The sequence below is a fragment of the Aureimonas sp. AU40 genome (assembly GCF_001463785.1).
Lineage (GTDB): Bacteria > Pseudomonadota > Alphaproteobacteria > Rhizobiales > Rhizobiaceae > Aureimonas.
In genome coordinates this window covers 51460-68519 of record NZ_BBWL01000048.1, presented here as the reverse complement: position 1 = coordinate 68519, position 17060 = coordinate 51460, and the positions used below count along the sequence as shown (strand labels likewise).

At 68.2% G+C, this 17060-nt stretch carries 19 protein-coding genes; 7 read left to right on the top strand and 12 right to left on the bottom strand.

Annotated elements, in window-relative coordinates; genetic code table 11:
• The coding region (locus AUL32_RS19065) for a heavy metal translocating P-type ATPase (RefSeq protein ID WP_156421530.1) at window positions 1–1198 on the bottom strand (1198 nt) is incomplete at its 3' end.
• 68 nt (window positions 1199–1266) lie between these two features.
• On the opposite strand from AUL32_RS19065, the gene AUL32_RS19060 reads away from it, so the two are divergent.
• A complete protein-coding gene (locus AUL32_RS19060) occupies window positions 1267–1689 on the top strand; it encodes a MerR family transcriptional regulator (RefSeq protein WP_061978673.1) in 423 nt (140 codons plus the stop codon).
• A 25-nt stretch (window positions 1690–1714) separates the two neighbouring features.
• Here the strand turns inward: AUL32_RS19060 and AUL32_RS25325 are convergent, their stop codons facing one another.
• The 4 genes from AUL32_RS25325 to AUL32_RS19045 all read right to left on the bottom strand — a co-directional run bounded on the left by AUL32_RS25325 (window position 1715) and on the right by AUL32_RS19045 (window position 4760).
• Window positions 1715–1930: a hypothetical protein gene (locus AUL32_RS25325; protein ID WP_156421529.1), complete on the bottom strand. Its 216-nt coding sequence runs from the start codon at window positions 1928–1930 to the stop codon at window positions 1715–1717.
• A gap of 234 nt (window positions 1931–2164) precedes the next feature.
• Entirely contained in the window at window positions 2165–2572 is a 408-nt protein-coding gene (locus AUL32_RS19055) for a hypothetical protein (RefSeq protein WP_062118541.1), read from the bottom strand.
• A 183-nt stretch (window positions 2573–2755) separates the two neighbouring features.
• On the bottom strand, window positions 2756–3715 hold the full coding sequence (locus AUL32_RS19050; RefSeq protein ID WP_244493222.1) for a PhnA-like protein: 960 nt from the start codon (window positions 3713–3715) through the stop codon (window positions 2756–2758).
• A 331-nt stretch (window positions 3716–4046) separates the two neighbouring features.
• Window positions 4047–4760 carry a Crp/Fnr family transcriptional regulator gene (locus AUL32_RS19045; protein ID WP_061978670.1) on the bottom strand — a complete coding sequence of 238 codons (714 nt, stop codon included), beginning with the start codon at window positions 4758–4760 and terminating at the stop codon, window positions 4047–4049.
• A 370-nt stretch (window positions 4761–5130) separates the two neighbouring features.
• On the opposite strand from AUL32_RS19045, the gene AUL32_RS19040 reads away from it, so the two are divergent.
• Together AUL32_RS19040 and AUL32_RS19035 are read left to right on the top strand one after the other, a co-directional pair.
• Complete coding sequence (locus tag AUL32_RS19040; RefSeq protein ID WP_062118538.1) at window positions 5131–5373, top strand: DUF6894 family protein; 243 nt, start codon at window positions 5131–5133, stop codon at window positions 5371–5373.
• Between the two features lie 138 nt (window positions 5374–5511).
• A complete protein-coding gene (locus AUL32_RS19035) occupies window positions 5512–5781 on the top strand; it encodes a hypothetical protein (protein ID WP_061978668.1) in 270 nt (89 codons plus the stop codon).
• 347 nt (window positions 5782–6128) lie between these two features.
• Here the strand turns inward: AUL32_RS19035 and AUL32_RS19030 are convergent, their stop codons facing one another.
• From AUL32_RS19030 to AUL32_RS19020, 3 genes are all read right to left on the bottom strand, one after another.
• A complete protein-coding gene (locus AUL32_RS19030; RefSeq protein ID WP_062118535.1) occupies window positions 6129–6545 on the bottom strand; it encodes a hypothetical protein in 417 nt (138 codons plus the stop codon).
• 139 nt (window positions 6546–6684) lie between these two features.
• Entirely contained in the window at window positions 6685–7245 is a 561-nt protein-coding gene (locus tag AUL32_RS25680) for a hypothetical protein (RefSeq protein WP_192847486.1), read from the bottom strand.
• A 71-nt stretch (window positions 7246–7316) separates the two neighbouring features.
• Complete coding sequence (locus tag AUL32_RS19020) at window positions 7317–7607, bottom strand: hypothetical protein (RefSeq protein ID WP_062118530.1); 291 nt, start codon at window positions 7605–7607, stop codon at window positions 7317–7319.
• Window positions 7608–7759: 152 nt separating this feature from the next.
• Here AUL32_RS19020 and AUL32_RS19015 point away from each other — a divergent pair, with 152 nt between their 5' ends.
• Together AUL32_RS19015 and AUL32_RS19010 are read left to right on the top strand one after the other, a co-directional pair.
• Complete coding sequence (locus tag AUL32_RS19015) at window positions 7760–8674, top strand: glycosyl hydrolase 53 family protein (protein ID WP_156421528.1); 915 nt, start codon at window positions 7760–7762, stop codon at window positions 8672–8674.
• Window positions 8675–9041: 367 nt separating this feature from the next.
• Window positions 9042–9659: a hypothetical protein gene (locus AUL32_RS19010; protein WP_061978663.1), complete on the top strand. Its 618-nt coding sequence runs from the start codon at window positions 9042–9044 to the stop codon at window positions 9657–9659.
• An 86-nt stretch (window positions 9660–9745) separates the two neighbouring features.
• Here the strand turns inward: AUL32_RS19010 and AUL32_RS19005 are convergent, their stop codons facing one another.
• Together AUL32_RS19005 and AUL32_RS19000 are read right to left on the bottom strand one after the other, a co-directional pair.
• Window positions 9746–10249: a 6,7-dimethyl-8-ribityllumazine synthase gene (locus tag AUL32_RS19005; RefSeq protein WP_062118526.1), complete on the bottom strand. Its 504-nt coding sequence runs from the start codon at window positions 10247–10249 to the stop codon at window positions 9746–9748.
• A gap of 237 nt (window positions 10250–10486) precedes the next feature.
• Complete coding sequence (locus tag AUL32_RS19000; protein WP_062118514.1) at window positions 10487–10927, bottom strand: GNAT family N-acetyltransferase; 441 nt, start codon at window positions 10925–10927, stop codon at window positions 10487–10489.
• Window positions 10928–11105: 178 nt separating this feature from the next.
• Here AUL32_RS19000 and AUL32_RS18995 point away from each other — a divergent pair, with 178 nt between their 5' ends.
• Window positions 11106–13508 carry a bifunctional diguanylate cyclase/phosphodiesterase gene (locus AUL32_RS18995; protein WP_062118511.1) on the top strand — a complete coding sequence of 801 codons (2403 nt, stop codon included), beginning with the start codon at window positions 11106–11108 and terminating at the stop codon, window positions 13506–13508.
• A gap of 219 nt (window positions 13509–13727) precedes the next feature.
• On the opposite strand, the gene AUL32_RS18990 is transcribed toward AUL32_RS18995, so the two are convergent.
• Window positions 13728–14633 (bottom strand): LysR family transcriptional regulator, encoded by a 906-nt coding sequence (locus AUL32_RS18990; RefSeq protein WP_062118507.1) that lies wholly within the window; start codon window positions 14631–14633, stop codon window positions 13728–13730.
• A gap of 97 nt (window positions 14634–14730) precedes the next feature.
• Between AUL32_RS18990 and AUL32_RS18985 the strand changes: the two genes are divergently transcribed.
• The gene (locus tag AUL32_RS18985; RefSeq protein ID WP_062118504.1) at window positions 14731–15831 is read left to right on the top strand and encodes an aldo/keto reductase; all 1101 of its coding nucleotides are present in this window, start codon (window positions 14731–14733) and stop codon (window positions 15829–15831) included.
• Here the strand turns inward: AUL32_RS18985 and AUL32_RS18980 are convergent.
• Window positions 15828–17009, bottom strand: a complete 1182-nt coding sequence (locus AUL32_RS18980) for a winged helix-turn-helix domain-containing protein (protein WP_244497978.1) — start codon at window positions 17007–17009, stop codon at window positions 15828–15830. The two genes, AUL32_RS18985 and AUL32_RS18980, sit on opposite strands and share 4 nt — an antisense overlap.
• Window positions 17010–17060: the final 51 nt, after the last annotated feature.

Genomic DNA, 17060 nt, shown 5'->3' with positions numbered 1-17060 from the left:
GGCGGGCGCCCGCCGAAAGCCCGGCGGCGACCGAGGCGGGCACCGAGATCACCAGCGCGCAGGGGCAGCCGATGAGGAGGATCGCCAGACCCTTGTAGATCCATTCCTCCCAGCCGCCGCCGAGCACCAGCGGCGGAACCGTGGCGACCAGCGCGCCCACCACGAGCACGGCCGGGGTGTAGACTTTGGAAAACCGGTCGATGAAGCGTTCGGTCGGGGATTTGGCTTCCTGCGCTTCTTCCACCAGCCGCACGATGCGGGCGATCGTGTTGTCCGCCGCCGTCGCCGTGACGCGCAGGCGCAGCACCGAGCCGCCGTTCACCGTGCCGGCGAAGACGGGATCGCCGACGCCCTTGCGCTTGGGCACGCTTTCGCCCGTCACCGGCGCCTCGTCCACCTCGCCCGCACCTTCGCTCACCACGCCGTCGGCGGGAATGCGGTCGCCCGGCCGCACGAGGATGACGGCGCCGAGCGCCAAGCTCTCGGCGGGAACCTCGCGGACCTCGCCGTTCTCCTCCACCCGCGCGGTCTTGGGGAGGAGCGTCGAAAGGCCCTGGATGCTGGCGCGGGCGCGGCCCGCCGCCACGCCTTCCAGCATCTCGCCGACGAGAAACAGAAGCACCACGGTCGCCGCTTCCTCCTCGGCGCCGATCAGGACGGCGCCGATCGCCGCGATGGTCATCAGCGTTTCGATGGAAAAGGGCGTGCCGAAGCGCGCGGCGGTGACGGCGCGCCAGGCGACGGGCACGAGCCCGACGGCGAGCGCGGCGAGAAACAGCGGCCGCTCCAGCGCGGGCAGGAGATGGCCGAGCCCATAGGCCAGAAGCAGAGCCGCGCCGGCTGCCGCCGTCAGCCGCGCCTTCGGCCCGCGCCACCACTGGGCGCCGGCCTCGGCGGCTTGGCCGTGCGAATGGCCGGCATGGTCGCCCGCATGGGGCGCCTCCCGGCTCACCGTGTTGGACGGGGTGGCGGCGTTCGAGGCCGGCTCGGCGCCATAGCCGAGATTGCCGACCTGCCGCATCAGGGCGGCGGCGTCGAACCCCGCGCCGTGGCGCACCCGCACCGTGCCGGCGGGCACGGACACGGCGACATCCTCGACGCCGGGCAGGCGCCGAAGCGCGGTGTCCACCTTATTGCCGCAGGCGGCACAATCCATCCCGCTGACGCGGAAGCGGCTTTCGCTCGATACGGCCGACATGGCGCTCTCCTTGCATCTCGATGGATGCAGGGGTACTTCCTCTAGCGACTAGAGGAGCAAGCGAAAAAATGAGCTTGGGCGTTCCGATCGGCGAGGCTTCGCGCGCCAGCGGCATCAAGGTGCCGACCATCCGCTATTACGAGCAGATCGGCCTGCTTCCCGCCCCGCCGCGCACGGAGGGCAACCGCCGGCTCTACGACGCGTCCGATCTCAGCCGCCTGCGCTTCATTCGCCATGCGCGCGAACTCGGCTTCGAGATCGAGCCGATCCGCGAGCTTCTGGCGCTGGCGGGCGAGCCGCTTCATTCCTGCGAGGGGGCGGACCGCATCGCCAAGGCGCATCTGGCCGATATCGACCACAAGATCGCGCGGCTGACGGCGCTGCGACGCGAGGTGGCCCGCATGGCCGATTGCGGCGAGCATTCCGTGGCGGACTGCCGGGTGATCGAAGTCTTGGGCGATCACGGCGCCTGCCTGTCGGACCATCGCTGAGGGACTTGGCGAGCGCTTCGCCGTCTCAACCGGCGGGAGCGGCACCGTCCAGAGTGGGCGTTTCCAGGGCTGGGGTGCCACTTCGCACCAAAGCCTCCAGAGCTTCGGCGGCTTGGGTCAACCGGTCCCGCAGCGGCTCGGGAGCCTGCGCCGATCGTCGCCCGATCTGATGTCCCCCGACATGATGGGCCATGAGTCGAAGCTCCAGCGCAACCATGAGCAGTTCGGTGTTCTGGCGCATGCTTGCCACCTCCCACTGAAGAGGCATTGATGTCGCGTGACGCATCGTCGCGCCATATCATAAGTTACATATATGCTACCGAAAGTTCCACTACGATTTTCCGGCTCCGCCTCTTCAAGCGATGCGCGCCTGCAACAATCGCGTGCGTTTTTAGCGGGCGGCCCATGATGTCGGCCGCTGCGTAAGGGCGGCAAAATGACGTAGAGGAATTGGGGGGCGGCGCGCGATCGGGCCTCAGGATCGTTTCGCGTCTTCCGAATCCGTATCGGGTACGGAGTAGCCGAGTTCGGCTAGACGGTTCTTCAAGGCGTCGCGCGTCTTGGCGTCTTCGATACGATGGACCGCGCGGGACAAGTCGTGAAGCAGCTGCGCATCGTCGCTGAGGGCGGCTGCGTTCCGGGGCTGGCTGAGCGCGTGAGCGATGCGCACCAAGTTCGAAATCGAATCCGTCAATGCGGCCGTGTCGCTGGGCGGTCGCTGACCGAGAGCCTGGATCTGATGGGCGCAGTGCAACAGTTCCAGGCGCAACTGGCTGAAGTCGCGCTGGCCCGGAGTTGTCATCGGATCATCCGGGTGGTTGTCCATCGTGATGCTCCTCGACAGTCCTGCATTGGACGCGTCCTGCGCCTGCAGGTCATTCAAGCCCCATCAGTCCCCTTCGCGACCGATCGTCCTACAATCTAAGTTAAGATTAGGACTGAATGACGACCCATCGGGCCGTTCCGTCCCTCGGAACCAGGTCAGGGTCAGCTCCCGCTGGCGCATCTCACGCAAACGAAAGCGGCCGACCCAGAAGGGCCGGCCGCTTTTGCTGGGATTCAGATGTCAGACGCGGTGTCTGGTCGGAACGATTCGGTCGGCGAAGACGGGATGCACCACGCCCGAGCGACCGCCCAGCCAACCGGCGATGGCGCCGAGGACCAAAGCCGCAAAGGCGAGGAGCGCGCCGGTCGAGACCACCGAAGCGGCGGTGTCGGCGGCTTTCGTCGCGGTCTCCTTGGCGCTGTCGATGGCCTGACGCGTGCGCTGCTCGATATCGGCCACCTGCTGCTGCGCCTGATCGACGGGGATGTTGCGGGCCTGCGCCAGCGCCTGGACCGCCTGATTGCGCGCATCGTCCGTGCCCGCCTGTCCGCCGACCACGAGGGCGCGGATGGCGTTGACGGCCTTGGCCTGCAGCGCGTCGGGATCGGTGCCGGTGGCGCGCACCTGACCCTCGATCGCGTCGAGCGGGTTGGAATTGGCGAGCATCGGCGCCGCGGTCTGCGCCACGGTCTGTCCGAGGCCGCCGATCGCGCCGGTCACGCCGCTGAAGGCGCCGCCGACGATGCCGCCGATCGCCGAGGTCAGAAGATAGAGAACGAGAAGCGTGGTGAAGGCCCAGGCCGTCAGCCCATGCAGGGCGCCGGTGGTCGGTGCGGTGCGGCCGGACATGCGCGCGGCGATGTAACCGCCGACATAGGCCGAGACGATGCCTGACAGGACATACCAGATGCCGGCACCGATCGAGAAGGTGGAGGCGGCGGGATTGCCGGCCGCGCCCATGCCGGGGTCGAGCGTCGCGATCCCGATGCCGACGCCCAGCATGGTCAGCAGAACCTGCGTGATCAGACCCACCACGACGCCGGCGAAGATCGCGCCCCAGGACACTTTGTTGACGAGCATCGTGTGGGCGTCTTCGGCGACCGTCGTGGCGGGGTGGCCCAGCGGGTCGATGGGCACGGCGCCTTCGCGGGCGTTGTCCCGGAAGCTGGGGGAGGGGGAGGGGGTCCGGGCGTCGCTCATGTCGGCATGTCCTTGTCGGTGAAGGGAACCGCCCGGCGGTGTCGAGACATCCGAACGCCACGTATCGCCAAGGGGCGTGCGCTTCTCGTGATATCTGCGACCGAGCACTGGATGCGCTCGCGTTTCGCGGAAGGGTAGAGCCGAAACGGCTTGCCGCTATCGTTGAAGGACGGTTCCAGCCGAGAAAAGGCCCCGTAGTCCAAACGGTTCCTAAGTATTTCCCTGATAAGAGAGAAAAGCCGGGAAACTAGACCCCTCTATAACCTGGATTATAAAGCGAAGCCGGCGCTTTCGACTTTTCCCATCGAAAGCCTTGTTCGCCGGGTGCCGTTCATCGATCGAGATGGAGATAGTTGGGATTGAATCCGCTGAAGGTCTTGAGGCTGGCGACGTCCCTCACCACCACTTCGCGGGCGCTGAGTTCGATCAGGTTTTGATCGCGCAGCGTCATCAGCATGCGGTTGGCATGGACCACCGTCACGCCAAGCGCATCGGCGAGATCGTTCTGCGAGATGGGCAGGGAGTAGCTGTTGTCCTTCACCAGCCCCACCGCCTCCAGCCGCACCAGAAGCTCGCACAGGAGATGGGCGATGCGCGCGTCTGCGGTGCGCTGGCCGATATTGACCAGCCATTCCCGCAAGGTGGCGGCGTCCACCAGCGAGGCCCACCAGAAGGCGCGGGCGATGGCCGGGCGCTCGGTGAGCTCCAGGATCGCCTCGCGCTTGATCCGCACCACCTGGCAGCGCGACAGCGTGCCGATATTGTGGTCCATGTGCTTGAGGATGAAGACCTGGAAGTCGCAGAAATCGCCCGGCACGAGAAAGGCCATGATCTGCCGCTTGCCGCCTTCGATCAGCTTGTAGCGGCAGGCGAAGCCCGACAGGATCAGCACCACGTCCTCCGGCACGTCGCCCTCGCGGATGATGTCCCGCTTGGCCGGCACCTCGCGCAGGGGGCGGCTGTAGCGCTCCAGCAGGTCGCGGTCGTCGCGCGTCAGCGCATGAAAGCCTTCGAGCTTTCGGATCAGCAGATTGGGCGAGGACATCGGCTGCCGTTTCCCATGAAAGACCGGAAGCCGTCATGAACCAGAGGAAGTCCTGCAGCGGCTGGTGCCGCCTATCCGACGCGTCGGATGGTTTACCCCGTCAAGCATCCGGACTGGACACGCCGGATCAGGGTGGATGGCACAGGACTTGTCCCTGACTTATAGCAGCCTTCAATATCGATTATAGTGTTCTCTTTGATTTGTGCCATACTGAAAAGGTTCGCTCGAATCTGGTGCAATATTCGAACGGCCTGTCGGCCTCTCCCGATGCCCATGCCAGAATTGATCGAACCGGCACCGCCGATGGCTCTACGGTCCTGCGTCGCAGGACCGAGTTTCGCCGCTCGCGTGTTTGCCGCGGATTGACGTCATGCCCCGCTATTTCTTCCAGGTCTCCGGCGACACGTTGCATGTCGATCGCGAAGGCCGACTTCTCGACGACGACGAGGCCGCCTGGTCGCTCGCCATCACCTCCACGGGCGAATTGCTGCGCGATATCGACGGCCGCATGCCGAGCCGGGCCGAGATCCTGACCACGGTGACGAACGAGCGCGGCGCGGCGCTGATCTCGCTGCGCTTCACGGCGGAGCGGTTTCCGCCTGTCATGTCTTGATCACGCGCTTCGCCTCGGCGCTGGAAGCTTTTCAGAAATCTCGGCGGTCCATCCTATGTGTAAGCCATGCCGCTGGGTTTTGCAGGGGCGACGCCGCGCCCTTCGATGCGTTTCAGCCCTGACCGGGAAAGAGACTTCATGTTGAACATCTTCGGAAATCTCGCCTGCCTCACCCTGGAGTCGAACCAGGTCATCGGGCTTCGGATGCAGAAGCTTTGGTTCGGCGGCCTTCCGGCCTGGGACGAGTCCGCCCTGATGGTCTGCGAGAAGATCCGCGCCTCGGAAGAGGCCTTCCTGCATCTGGCCACCGGCCGCAGTTTCGGCAGCGTCGTGACGGATTATCGCCGCGTCGTGCGCTCCAATATCGACCGCCTTCAGACGCCTTCTCAGGCGGCGACGGCTGACTGAGAGAGAGCGTCGACGCTCGGGCGGACCGGGCTGACAGGCTTTCTCCTCGAAGGCTTTTGTGGTGAGCGGCCGGCTTGGCGGCTTCCGATGGCGCGGCGATCGTTCGAGAGCCGGGTCGGGCTGTCGGCGCTTGTCCGACCTCGGACTGAGGGACATGCCACGCAAGCGCGTGTCGGGCGCTCGCTCGTCCTCGCTATCTTTCTATGCCGCCCGCAGCACGCCTGTTCGACGGTTCGTGGCCGTCCAGATATCACGCGGCGGTATTGCCGAACGACCTTTCCAACATTCCTCTTTGCGAACCCACGACGCAAGTCGGCGGCGACCCGAGGGCCGCCGCCGATAAAGGATCAGTTCGCCGGAGGCGTCGGCGCGTCGCCGGGCATCGGCGGTGCGGGCGGAGCCGGCGGGTTGGCGAGCCGGTCCGTCAGCGGCTTGGCGGCGGCGAGGCAGCGGTCCATCGGCTCGTCGCCGCATTCGATGCGCACGCCCGCGTCCCTGCCCATGCGGATATCGACGCCCTTGGCCAGCGGCGGCGGGGGCGGCGGGCCGCGACGGTGGCCCTGCGGACCCTGGCCCGGAGGCGGCGGGGGCGGAGGGGCGAGATCGCCGGGCGCCGGGCGCATGTCGGCGGGAGGGGGCGCAGCGCCGGGCGCTGCCATCGGAGCCGGCGGAGCGGCCGGCGGCGGCGGGGGCGCGGTCTGCGCCGAGGCGAAGGAGGTCAGCCCGACGGCCAAAGCCGTTGCGAGCAAGGCTTGCTTCATCATGACATCAGTCTTTCGAAACGTCGGCTCCAAGGGCCCCTTGAGCGAGGCGGGCGGGGAGCCGGGCTTGCGCGACCTCGATCCCGCGCCCGGCAGGGGCGAGGGACGGTCGAACAGGGGGAAGTCTGAGAGGGCGGCGGGATCAGCCGGGTTCGCCCGGCCCGTCGACACCCGGGCCCTCGGCGCCGGGACGCTCGGCGCCGGGGCCGTGGCGCGGGCCATGATGCGGCGGCGGGGGCGGGGTCAGCTCGTCCACGCGCTCGTCGGCATGGCGGATCGCGGCGGCGTGGAGAAAGCCGTCGTCGAAGCGGCCCTGCACCGTCACCGTCTCGCCGGCATTGACGAGCTTGCCGCCTTCGCCGGCCCGGCCCGTCTCCACCAGCACGCGGGAGGCGCCGTCGTTCACCACGAACTTGTTGCCGTAGATCTGCTCGACCTGACCGGTGATCCCGATCGAGGAGGCTTCCTTCAGCTCCGCGATCGGCGTCGACTTCATCGAGGCGTCGAAGCTGACATCGTGGGGCCGCGTCGCGCTCCAGGCTGCCGCGCCGCCGGCAAAGCCCAGCGCCAGGATGCCGAGCGCACCAAAGCCCAGGATCGCGTTGCGCCCGCCCTTGCGGGGAGCGCCGGGGCGCGGGTCGGAGGCCGGGGCGGCGGACTGGATCGGCGTGGTGTGGGTAGGCTGCGTCTCGTGATCGGTCATGTCGGTCACCTCGTCGTTTCGGATGACCCGTTCTAGGCGCCCGGCGCCCTCGGCAGACTGAACGGCGGCGTTCAGGTTGAGTTCAGCCGATTCCGGCGGGCACGGACGGCCGTCCGGAGGGAACCGAGCGGCGTGGAAAGGATGCGCCGAACCTTGCGACGCGCGAAGAGGCCGGCGAAGACGCCCACCGCATTCCAAGCCCGGCCTTGCCGGTCATCTCGCCCGCTCGCCTCTTCGAAGCCGATCTGGCTCTCCGGGCGACGGCCGAGGTGGAAAGCCACATCCTCCCGCGACGCCCGCGCGCACCACCTCGCCATCCGCGAATGCCGCTTGTTCGCGCCAAGCCCGGCCTTGTCGCCCATTTCGCCGGCTCGCCTTCTCGAAGACGGCTTGGTCCTCTGAGCGAAGGCCGAGGTGGAAAGCCCGCGCGCTCTCCCGCGACGCCAGCGCGCACCGCCTCGACATCAGCGAAATGCCGCTTGTTCGCGCCGCCCGCCTCGCGCAAGAAGCCGGCATGACTCCCCTTCTCGCAGGCTTCGAATGCGGGCGGCTCGGCTGGAACGGGCACGACCTGCTCCACACCACGCGCCACATGCCGGGCGACCGGATGGAGGCCCATTACGCGATCGCGCGCAGCCATGGGCTTCTCCGCTCGCGCGACGGGCTGCCCTGGCGGCACGACGTCGCCGCGCGGCTGCGCCTTGCCGAGCGGATCGGCGCCGACGTGATCTGGGACCTCAACCATTTCGACCCGCCGCAAGACCCGGTGGCCCATGCGCGCAACGCCGCGCTCGCCGCGCGGCCGGACCGCCCGTTCTGGATCTGCCCGGTCAACGAGCCCTCGGTCTATCCCATGCTGGCCGGCATGGGCCGGGACGAGGCGGTGCGCCTCGCCGTGACCATGGCGCGCGTCGCGCGCGACCATCACCCCGACGTGCGCCTTCTCTCCACCGATCCGCTGAACGGGATCGGCGAGCGCCAGTTCGCGGCGACCGACGCGCTGGTGGCGGAGGGGCTGGTCGATCTCGTCGGCGTCAACTACTACCCCCACACCGCCCGGACCTCGCTGCGCAAGGTGCTGGCGAAGGTGGCGCGGCGCTATGGTCTGCCGATCCTCGTTGCCGAAACGAGCTGGCACGACGGCCATCCCGAGCAGCGTCGCCGCCATCCCGGCTGGACCAAGGCGGACTGGCTGCGCCATGTCCTCGCCGAGATCGACGCCGCGCGCGAGAAGGGCGCCGAGATCGCTGGCCTCTGCTGGTATCCGATCGTGGACAGCCCGCCCTGGGAGCGGCCCCGCGCGCGCCATCGGTGGTCGCACGGGCTGATCCGCGGCGATCTCGGCGTCGATCCGCAACTGGCTGGGGCGTTGGCAGAGCGAGGCGAAGCGCCCGGCCAACTCGCCTTCGACTATGGGATGACGGGCTGAGAACGCGGGACGGGATTTGCCGAGGGGCTTCGGTCCCTCACATCGTCGCAACAGCTTGGGCGGCGCCGCCGACATCCGCTGGCCCTATGCTTCTCGTGAGCGAATGAAATCCAACTGACAGACTTTCTAAGCGGAAGGGCTGCTTATGCCGGCGCCGAAGAAAGCCGTCCAGCGAACCCGACGAAGCTTCGTTGAACGCTCCAAAGCAGGCGGCCGCTCGTGCGCGTTTCGTCGGCAGCCTGAACAACCTAGGGACGCTGCGTAAGCGCTACGCGCCCCTTGCCTTGAAACCAACGCGAAGCAGGCGACTTATCGCGGTTTGCTGGCGGGCGATTCAATCGGACGCCCCATGCGAGAGGATCGACCCATGCGCCTAGCCCTTCCCGTCGCGAGCCTCGTTCTCGGCTCGCTCGTCCTGTCGGCCTCGCTCGCGGCCGCGCAGGACCCCCAGCCGTCCCGCGTGCGCGGCACGATCGCTGCCGTCGAGGGATCGACCCTGTCCGTCACCTCGCGCGAGGGGCCGGTGGTGAAGATCGAGATGGCGGCCAATGTCGGGGTGCGCGGCGTGAAGCCGGCCTCCGCCACCGACATCAAGGCGGGCGACTATGTCGGCGTCGCCTCCGCGCCGGCCACCGGTGGCGCGCCCGCCGGCGCGCTGGAAGTCCTGATCTTTCCCGCCGCGATGAAGGGCGCCAACGAGGGCAGCTTCCCCTGGGACCTGCAGCCCAACTCGACCATGACCAACGCCACGGTCTCCAACGCGGTAGAAAGCGTCAACGGCCGGCAGCTGACGCTGACCTATCCCACGGGCTCCAAGACCGTCTCGCTGCCGGCGAACATTCCGGTCGTGACCTTCGCGGACGCAAGCGCCTCCGACCTCAAGCCCGGCGCGCCGGTCTTCGTGCCTGCCACCAAGGCCGCCGACGGCAAGCTCTCGACCGCCTTCGTCGTGGTCGGCAATCAGGGCGTCGTTCCGCCGATGTAAGCGGCAAAGCCGCCGGGGCCGCCGTGCCCCGGCGGCCTTTCTTTGAAAGGCTCACGAAGGCGAGGCCGCCCCGACCCTTCCTGCGGTCAGACCGCGCGGCGATCCTGCGTCTCCACCGGCCAGGGCCGGCGGGGCGAAGCGAGGGGCGCGGCGGACAGGGCCTTGGCGGCCGCGCGGGTTTTGCCGATCGCCAGCGCCGCGCGGGCGGCCTCGCGGCCCTTCTCCACGAAATGGGCGCGGAAGATCGCGTTGTGGTGCTCGGTTTCCTGATAGTGATGCGGGGTCAGCGACACCGAGAGAACCGGCACGCCGGACTCCAGCCCCGCGCGCATCAGCCCGTCCACCACCGCCTGCGCCACGAAATCATGCCGGTAGATGCCGCCGTCCACGACGAAGGCCGCGCTCACCACCGCCTCGTAGCGCCCCGTGCGCGCCAGCTCCAGCGCCATCAAGGGCAGCTCGAAGGCGCCGGGCACGTCGAACACGTCCACCGCCTCGGGCGAGACGATTTCGGTGAAACCCGCAAGCGACTGATCGACGATGTCGGAATGCCAGTTGGCTTTGACGAAGGCGTAGCGGGCGAGAGTCATGGGGCAGGTCCTTGGTCTGTTACGCGGGGCAAGGGTCGTCGGCGGATCGGCGTCGATTCGGCGAAAGGCTGGGGAGACCGTAGCCCGGCCTTTCGAGCATGGCGATACGGGCCGGGATCATAGGGCCTATCTCTCCATTAAAGAGATAGATTATTCTGATTCCAAGCGCGCGAGGGAAATAGTGTTCGGCCTGCCGGCTGCGCGCCGATGGAGTGCCACCGAGCGTCGAGCGGTCCGTCACAGCCTCAGGATCATGTCCCATCGATCCAACCCCGGCGCGTAGGCGTCCTTCGAAATGTTCTCCACCTCGAAGCCGAAGCTGGCGTAGAAGCCTTGGCTATGCTGGGTCGTGTCGAGCCGCACGCGGGTTATGCCGGGCGCCTGCCGAGCCGCCAGGATGCGGGCCTGCGTCAGGCGGCTGCCGAGACCCTTCCTCTGTAGGGTTCGATCCACCATGCCCCAGCAGAGGCCGGCGGTTTCGCCGTCCGCCTCGGGAAGCCAGCCGCCGCAGGCGACCAGCGCGCCGCCCTGTTCCAGGACCCAAAAATGGGCCGTGTGGCCTGGCCGGGACAGGAAGCCCGCGAAATCACCCCGCTCGGACGGGGCGAAGAACTCGGGTACATTGCCGTCGAACAAGCGCAGACAGCCGTCTCGATCCTCCGGTCGATAAGCACGCATCCTTTTCGCTCCCTTAGATTCCCTCATGTCGACGCGCGATGCCGGCGGAGATAGCCGAATGCAAACCGAGCGAAAACCATCCTGCGTTTCGCGAGCGCGACCCGCAGGTTGTGCGTCACAGCTTTCACGAAAAAAAGAGGTTCGCCCTATAACGCTGGGTTTAATGAAGCGGTGACCCATGGTTGAAATCTTCCTGACGCTCGCCAAGGACCATGCGATCACCCTCGTGGTGGCGGCAACGGTCGTCTGCATCGTGGCGTCCTGGCTTTTCTTCGATCTTTTCGAGCGGGTGCGCGGCACCGTGGGCCTGTCCCGGCTGCAATGGCTGGGCTTTGCGGCGCTGGCCGGCGGCCTCGGCGTGTGGACCACCCATTTCATCGCGACGCTGGGCTACCGGCCGGACTTCGCCTTTTCCTTCGATCCCGACATGACCGCAGCCTCGGCCCTGATCAGCGTGGCGACCGTGGGCCTGCCGGCCGCGCTGACGGCCTTGACCGATCGAACCTGGCTCAAGCTTCTGGGCGGCGCGGTGACCGGCGCGGGGATCGTGCTCATGCATGTCGCCGGCATGGCGGCGCTGACCAATTGCGGCGTCGAGCAACCGGCGGCGGGCGCCGTGCCGATCGCGCTCGCCAGCGCCGCCTTGTGCGCGCTGGCGATGGCGCTGCCGGAGAGGACGCGCCCCGGCATTCGGATCGCGCTCGCCGTGGCGGCCGTCAGCCTCGTTCATTTCGGCCTCATCGCCGGCACCGCCATCGTGCCGGTCGGAAGCGAGCCGTCGGGGATCGACCGCAGCATTCTCGGCTTTCTGGTCGGCATCGTGGTCATCTGTCTGGCGCTTAGCGCCGGCGCCCTTGTCACCTCGAGTTCCAAGCTGGCCGAGCAGAAGCAGCGGGAGGCCCTGTTCTCCAACGCGCTCACCAACATGTCGAACGGCCTTCTCGTGATCGGGGCCGGCGGACGCATCGACCTCTTCAACGACCGACTGGTGACGCTCTTCGACATCCGGCCCGAGGGGGTCGCGATCGGAATGCCCTGGCAGCGCTATCTCGCCAATCTGGCCGAGCGTCTGGGGTGGAACGAGGCGCGTCTTGGCCGGGTGATCGACAATCATACGCAATGGTTCGCCCTCGACCGGACCACATATCTCGAACACGCGCTGGAGGACGGGCGAACCATCAGCGTCTCCTGCCGGCCGATCATGGGCGGCGGCGCGGTTCTGACCTATGACGACGTGACCGCCGAGCGGCAGGCGCAGCGGGAGGTGGAGCGGCTGGCCTTTCACGACCCGCTGACCGGCCTGCCCAACCGGCGAAAATTCGCGCAGGAGCTGGAAGCCGCCTATGAAGGCCGGCGGGCGGCGACCCTGTTCCTGATCGATCTCGACCGGTTCAAGATCGTCAACGACACGCTCGGCCATGCGGCCGGCGACTGGCTGTTGACGGAATGCGGGGTTCGCATGGGGCGGGTCTGCGAGCGGGGCGAGCTCGTGGCCCGGCTGGCGGGGGACGAGTTCGCGGTTCTCTCGCTCTCCTGCGACGAGGAGGAGGCGGCCGGGCTGAGCCGGCGCATCATCGCCACTTTAAGCGATCCGTTCCTGATCCACGGACGCATGGTGAGCGTGGGCTGCAGCATCGGCATGGCCTCGACGCGGGACGCGGCCAGCGCGGACGTGATGATCCAGCATGCCGACCTCGCGCTCTACAAGGCCAAGACGCTGGGCCGGGGGCGCAACCAGCGCTACGAGGCCGGAATGCAGGAAGCGGCGATGCGCCGAAGCGTGCTGGAGGCGGACCTGCGCGGCGCGTTGGAGCGCGGCGAGTTCACGCTTCTCTATCAGCCGCTCTACCGGATCGAGGATCGCAGCGTCCTGGGCTTCGAGGCGCTGATCCGCTGGCAGCATCCCGCGCGCGGCTTCATCTCGCCGGGCGAGTTCATTCCCGTGGCCGAAGAAACCGGCTTGATCCGCGAGATCGGCCTGTGGATCGTCGAGGAAGCGTGCCGGCATGTTCGCCAATGGCCCGACGGCATCCATGTCGCGGTCAACGTCTCGCCCGTCCAGCTGCGCAGCGAGGGTTTTCCGGGCGAGGTCGCTCGCCTTCTGGAAGCGGCCGGCGTGTCGCCGGACAGGCTCGAGATCGAGCTGACCGAGACCGCCCTGGTGGAGGACAGCGAGCTGATCGCCGCCTCGCTGCGAACCCTGCGCGACAGCGGCATCCGCGTCGCCATGGACGATTTCGGCACCGGTTACTCCTCGCTCGCGCATCTCAGGAAGTTCGACCTCGACTGCATCAAGATCGATCTGAGCTTCGTCCAGACCGCGCCGTTCGACCCGGCAGCCGCCGCCGTTCTCCATGCGGTCGTGCAGCTGGCGCGAGGGCTCGGCGTCGGCACGGTGGGCGAGGGCGTCGAGACGGAGGAACAGTTCGAGGTCCTGCGCCAGGCCGGCTGCGAGGTGGCGCAGGGCTATCTCCTGGGGCGGCCGATGACCGCGATGCAGGCCTATGCGCTTTGCCGCGCGGAGACCCGTCAGAACGTCCGGCGGGCGCTCGCCCGGCGCAGCGCCGTTGCCGCCGTCTGACAGACTGTTTAACAGGCCGGTCGGCGCCTTTCCGCAGTCGCCCGTCCGCATGGACCGTTGCCAATCCTCGCCGATGGGCCCTCGCCTTACTCAAGTTCGGCGCCTCGCGAACGCATGGAACATCACTCGGCGGCCTTCCGCCGCTGCGTTGGCAAATAGTCTCTGAGCGCCGCTTCCGGATCTCGCAACAGGACCGCCGACTAGAATCCCAGGACGTTGTCAGCCCTGCGGCTGGCTGCCCGTCCAGCGCAGCGTGTCGATCAGGGCGCGCAAGGCCAGCGGAACCTGCCGGCTGGGATAATAGAGATGGCAGCCGGGGAAGGGCGCGCACCAGCCGTCCAGCACCTGCACGAGCCGCCCGTCCGCGATCTCCCCCGCCACATCGTGCTCCAGCATGTAGCCGAGGCCCGCGCCCGCGCGCACGGCGGCGCCCGCCAGCACCTCGTCGTTGACGATCAGCTGCCCGCCGACCTGCACCTTGATCTCCTGCCCATCCCGCTCGAACTCCCAGGGCAGCAGCCCGCCGCCGCCGATCAGCCGATAGTTGACGCAGCTATGCGTCTTCAGGTCGGCCGGCGTTTCGGGGCGGGCGTGCCTTTTGAAATAGTCCGGCGTGCCGATCACGACGGTGCGCAGGTCCGGCCCGACGCGCACGGCCACCATGTCCCGCTCCACCGTTTCGCCGAAGCGGATGCCGGCGTCGAAGCCGCCCGCCACGAGATCCACCAGCCGGTCGTCCACCACCACCTCCACCGCGATGTCGGGATGGTCGAGCAGAAAGCGCGGCAGGCGCGGCGCGAGGATGGTGCGCGCGGCGTAGTTGAAGGTGGTGAGACGCAGCGCACCGGAGGGCGCGTCGCGCCAGTCGGCTAGGATCGAGAGGCCCAGCGCCACCTCGTCCAGCGCCGGTTGAAGCCGCTCCAGAAGCCGTTCCCCAGCGGCGGTGGGCGCTACGCTGCGCGTGGTGCGGGCGAGCAGGCGCACGCCGAGCCGGCTTTCCAGCCCGCGCAGCGCGTGGCTGAGCGCGGAGGGCGAAAGGCCGAGTTCGGCCGCCGCGCGGGTGAAGCTGCGCGCCCGAGCGACGGCTGCGAACAGCGCCAGATCGTCCAGCTCACCGCGCCGCATTGCTGTGCTCCGTTCATAAACCCTTGTCAGGAATTGGCGCTAATCCCGCGCCGGTGCAAGCGCTACCTTCGCCTTCAGTTCTGAAGGAGACACAACAATGGATCTCACGACCTATCGCACGCTCGGCCGCTCCGGCCTCGCCGTCAGCCCGCTGGCGCTCGGCACCATGACCTTCGGCGCGGGCCGCTGGGGCGCGGAGGAGGCGGGCGCGCGGGCGATCTTCGACGCCTATGTCGAGGCGGGCGGCAATTTCATCGACACGGCCGACGTTTATTCCGGCGGCGAGAGCGAGACCATGCTGGGCCGCTTCGTCACGGACCGGGCCCTGCGCGAAAAGCTGGTGATCGCCACCAAGTCCGGCTTTCCCCGGCGCGACGACACGCCGCTCGCCGGCGGCAACAGCGCCCGCAACATCCGCAACGGGCTGGAAGGCTCGCTGCGCCGGCTCGGCACCGATCATATCGACCTCTACTGGACCCATGTCTGGGACCGCACGACGCCCCCCGAGGAGGTCTTGCGGGCGCTGACCGACGCGGTGCGCCGGGGCGACATTCTTTACTACGGCTTCTCCAATGCTCCCGCCTGGTACGCCGCCGAGATCGCGACGCTCGCCCGCGTTCATGGTCTGCCGCAGCCGATCGGCCTGCAATATTCCTATTCACTGATCGACCGGGGCGTCGAGTTCGACATCCTGCCGGCGGGCGACGCGCTGGGGCTTGGCCTCGTGGCCTGGAGCCCGCTCGCCGCCGGGCTTCTGACCGGCAAGTACGGGCGCGAGAAGATCGCCGAGGTCGGCCCGGCCGGCAGCCTGCCCAACCGCTCCGGCACCGCCACGGCGTCGGGCGAAAGCGACGGGCGGCTGAACGGCGACAATCCCTATGGCGGAATGCTGTTCACGGAGAAGAACTTCGACATCGTGGATGCCTTGCGCGGCGTGTCGGAGGAGATCGGGCGGTCTATGGCCGAGGTCGCGCTTGCCTGGGTCGCCAAGCGGCCGGGCGTCTCCTCCGTGCTGATCGGCGCGAGCCGCGCGGAGCAGGTGAAGCAGAACGTCGCCTCGCTCGACATCACCTTCTCGCCCGAGCAGGAAGCGCGGCTGGCCAGCGCCGGGGCGCTGCCGCTGATCAATCCGTACTTCATCTTCGATCTGCCGCGCGAGCGCATCTTCGGCGGACAGTCGGTGACGCCCTGGCGCTAACCCTTGGAAGCGTAGGACACGCCTTCCGAAAGGCCGAGCCAGGCGCCCATGGCTTCCAGCTCGGCCGCCAGCGCCTCGCGCGTTTCCGCGGGCGCGTCGGGCTCCAGATGGACGGCCTGCACGAGAAGGCGGCCGGCCTGGCGGTCGGACTTCAGATCGACCCGCGCCACCAGCCGGTCTCCCAGGAGAAAGGGCAGGACATAATAGCCGAACTGGCGCTTCTCGGCCGGCACGTAGATCTCGATGCGATAGCGGAAGCCGAACAGGCGCTCGGCCCGCGACCGCTCCCAGATCAGCGGATCGAAGGGCGCGAGCAGCGCCTGGCCCTCGATGCGGCGGGGCAGGCGGGCGTCCCGGTGCAACCAGGCATGGCGCCAGCCGGGCACCTCGACCGGCCGGATCACGCCCTCCTCCGCCAGCGCGCGGATGGCGGGCTCGGCCTGTTCGGGCTTCTGGCGGAAATAGTCGCGCAGCTCGCCGGTGGTCGCGATGCCGTGCGCGAGAGCCGCCCGTTCGATCAGGGCGCGGTGGGCCTCTTCGTCGGAGGGCGTCGGCCGGGCGAGAATGTCGGCGGGCAGCACCCGCTCGGGCAGGTCGTAGACTCGCTCGAAGCCGCCCCGGCGCGTCGCGGTCGTGATATGGCCGGCCCAAAACAGCCATTCCAGCGCGCTCTTGGTGTCGCTCCATTCCCACCAGCCGGACTTGCCCTGATGGGATTCGAAATCGGCGGTGGCGAGCGGGCCTTCCGCCCGGATGCGGTCCAGAAGCGCCATGGCCTCCGGGCGGCGCTCCTTGGCGTAGCGGCGCATCCGGTCCCACCCCGCCTCGCCGCGATCGGCCTGCCGCATGCGCCAGCGCAGGAGCGGCTGCAGCTCGAAGGGCAGGAGGGAGGCCTCGTGCGCCCAATATTCGAACAGGCGCCTTTGTCGCTTCGGGCCCCAGGACATCCGGTCGAGATCGGCCCGGTCATAGGCGCCGAGGCGCGAGAAGGCCGGAAGATAATGCGCCCGCGACAGGACGTTGACGCTGTCGATCTGGTGAAGATGCAGGCGCGAGACCGTCCGCGCGAGATGCGAAGGCCCGGGCGCTGCATGGCGCTTGGCCCCGAACCCCTGGGCCGCCAGGGCGATCCGCCGCGCCTGCGGCAGGCTGATCCGCTCGATTGTCATGCCTGGCATTCAGCACGCCGCGTTGGCTTTGGCCAGATGTCGGATGCGGGTCGCGCTCCC

Excerpts from the sequence above, each read along its gene's own strand:
- AUL32_RS19035 (WP_061978668.1), top strand. The coding sequence starts at position 5,512 with ATGTTGAACATCTTCGGAAATCTCGCCTGCCTCACCCTGGAGTCGAAC.
- AUL32_RS19045 (WP_061978670.1), bottom strand. The coding sequence starts at position 4,760 with ATGTCCTCGCCCAATCTGCTGATCCGAAAGCTCGAAGGCTTTCATGCG.
- AUL32_RS25325 (WP_156421529.1), bottom strand. The coding sequence starts at position 1,930 with ATGCGCCAGAACACCGAACTGCTCATGGTTGCGCTGGAGCTTCGACTC.
- AUL32_RS19015 (WP_156421528.1), top strand. The coding sequence starts at position 7,760 with ATGACTCCCCTTCTCGCAGGCTTCGAATGCGGGCGGCTCGGCTGGAAC.
- AUL32_RS19005 (WP_062118526.1), bottom strand. The coding sequence starts at position 10,249 with ATGACTCTCGCCCGCTACGCCTTCGTCAAAGCCAACTGGCATTCCGAC.
- AUL32_RS18985 (WP_062118504.1), top strand. The coding sequence starts at position 14,731 with ATGGATCTCACGACCTATCGCACGCTCGGCCGCTCCGGCCTCGCCGTC.
- AUL32_RS18990 (WP_062118507.1), bottom strand. The coding sequence starts at position 14,633 with ATGCGGCGCGGTGAGCTGGACGATCTGGCGCTGTTCGCAGCCGTCGCT.
- AUL32_RS18995 (WP_062118511.1), top strand. The coding sequence starts at position 11,106 with ATGGTTGAAATCTTCCTGACGCTCGCCAAGGACCATGCGATCACCCTC.
- AUL32_RS19050 (WP_244493222.1), bottom strand. The coding sequence starts at position 3,715 with ATGAGCGACGCCCGGACCCCCTCCCCCTCCCCCAGCTTCCGGGACAAC.
- AUL32_RS19030 (WP_062118535.1), bottom strand. The coding sequence starts at position 6,545 with ATGATGAAGCAAGCCTTGCTCGCAACGGCTTTGGCCGTCGGGCTGACC.
- AUL32_RS25680 (WP_192847486.1), bottom strand. The coding sequence starts at position 7,245 with ATGACCGATCACGAGACGCAGCCTACCCACACCACGCCGATCCAGTCC.
- AUL32_RS19060 (WP_061978673.1), top strand. The coding sequence starts at position 1,267 with ATGAGCTTGGGCGTTCCGATCGGCGAGGCTTCGCGCGCCAGCGGCATC.
- AUL32_RS19020 (WP_062118530.1), bottom strand. The coding sequence starts at position 7,607 with ATGGGCGACAAGGCCGGGCTTGGCGCGAACAAGCGGCATTCGCGGATG.
- AUL32_RS19040 (WP_062118538.1), top strand. The coding sequence starts at position 5,131 with ATGCCCCGCTATTTCTTCCAGGTCTCCGGCGACACGTTGCATGTCGAT.
- AUL32_RS18980 (WP_244497978.1), bottom strand. The coding sequence starts at position 17,009 with ATGCCAGGCATGACAATCGAGCGGATCAGCCTGCCGCAGGCGCGGCGG.
- AUL32_RS19000 (WP_062118514.1), bottom strand. The coding sequence starts at position 10,927 with ATGCGTGCTTATCGACCGGAGGATCGAGACGGCTGTCTGCGCTTGTTC.
- AUL32_RS19010 (WP_061978663.1), top strand. The coding sequence starts at position 9,042 with ATGCGCCTAGCCCTTCCCGTCGCGAGCCTCGTTCTCGGCTCGCTCGTC.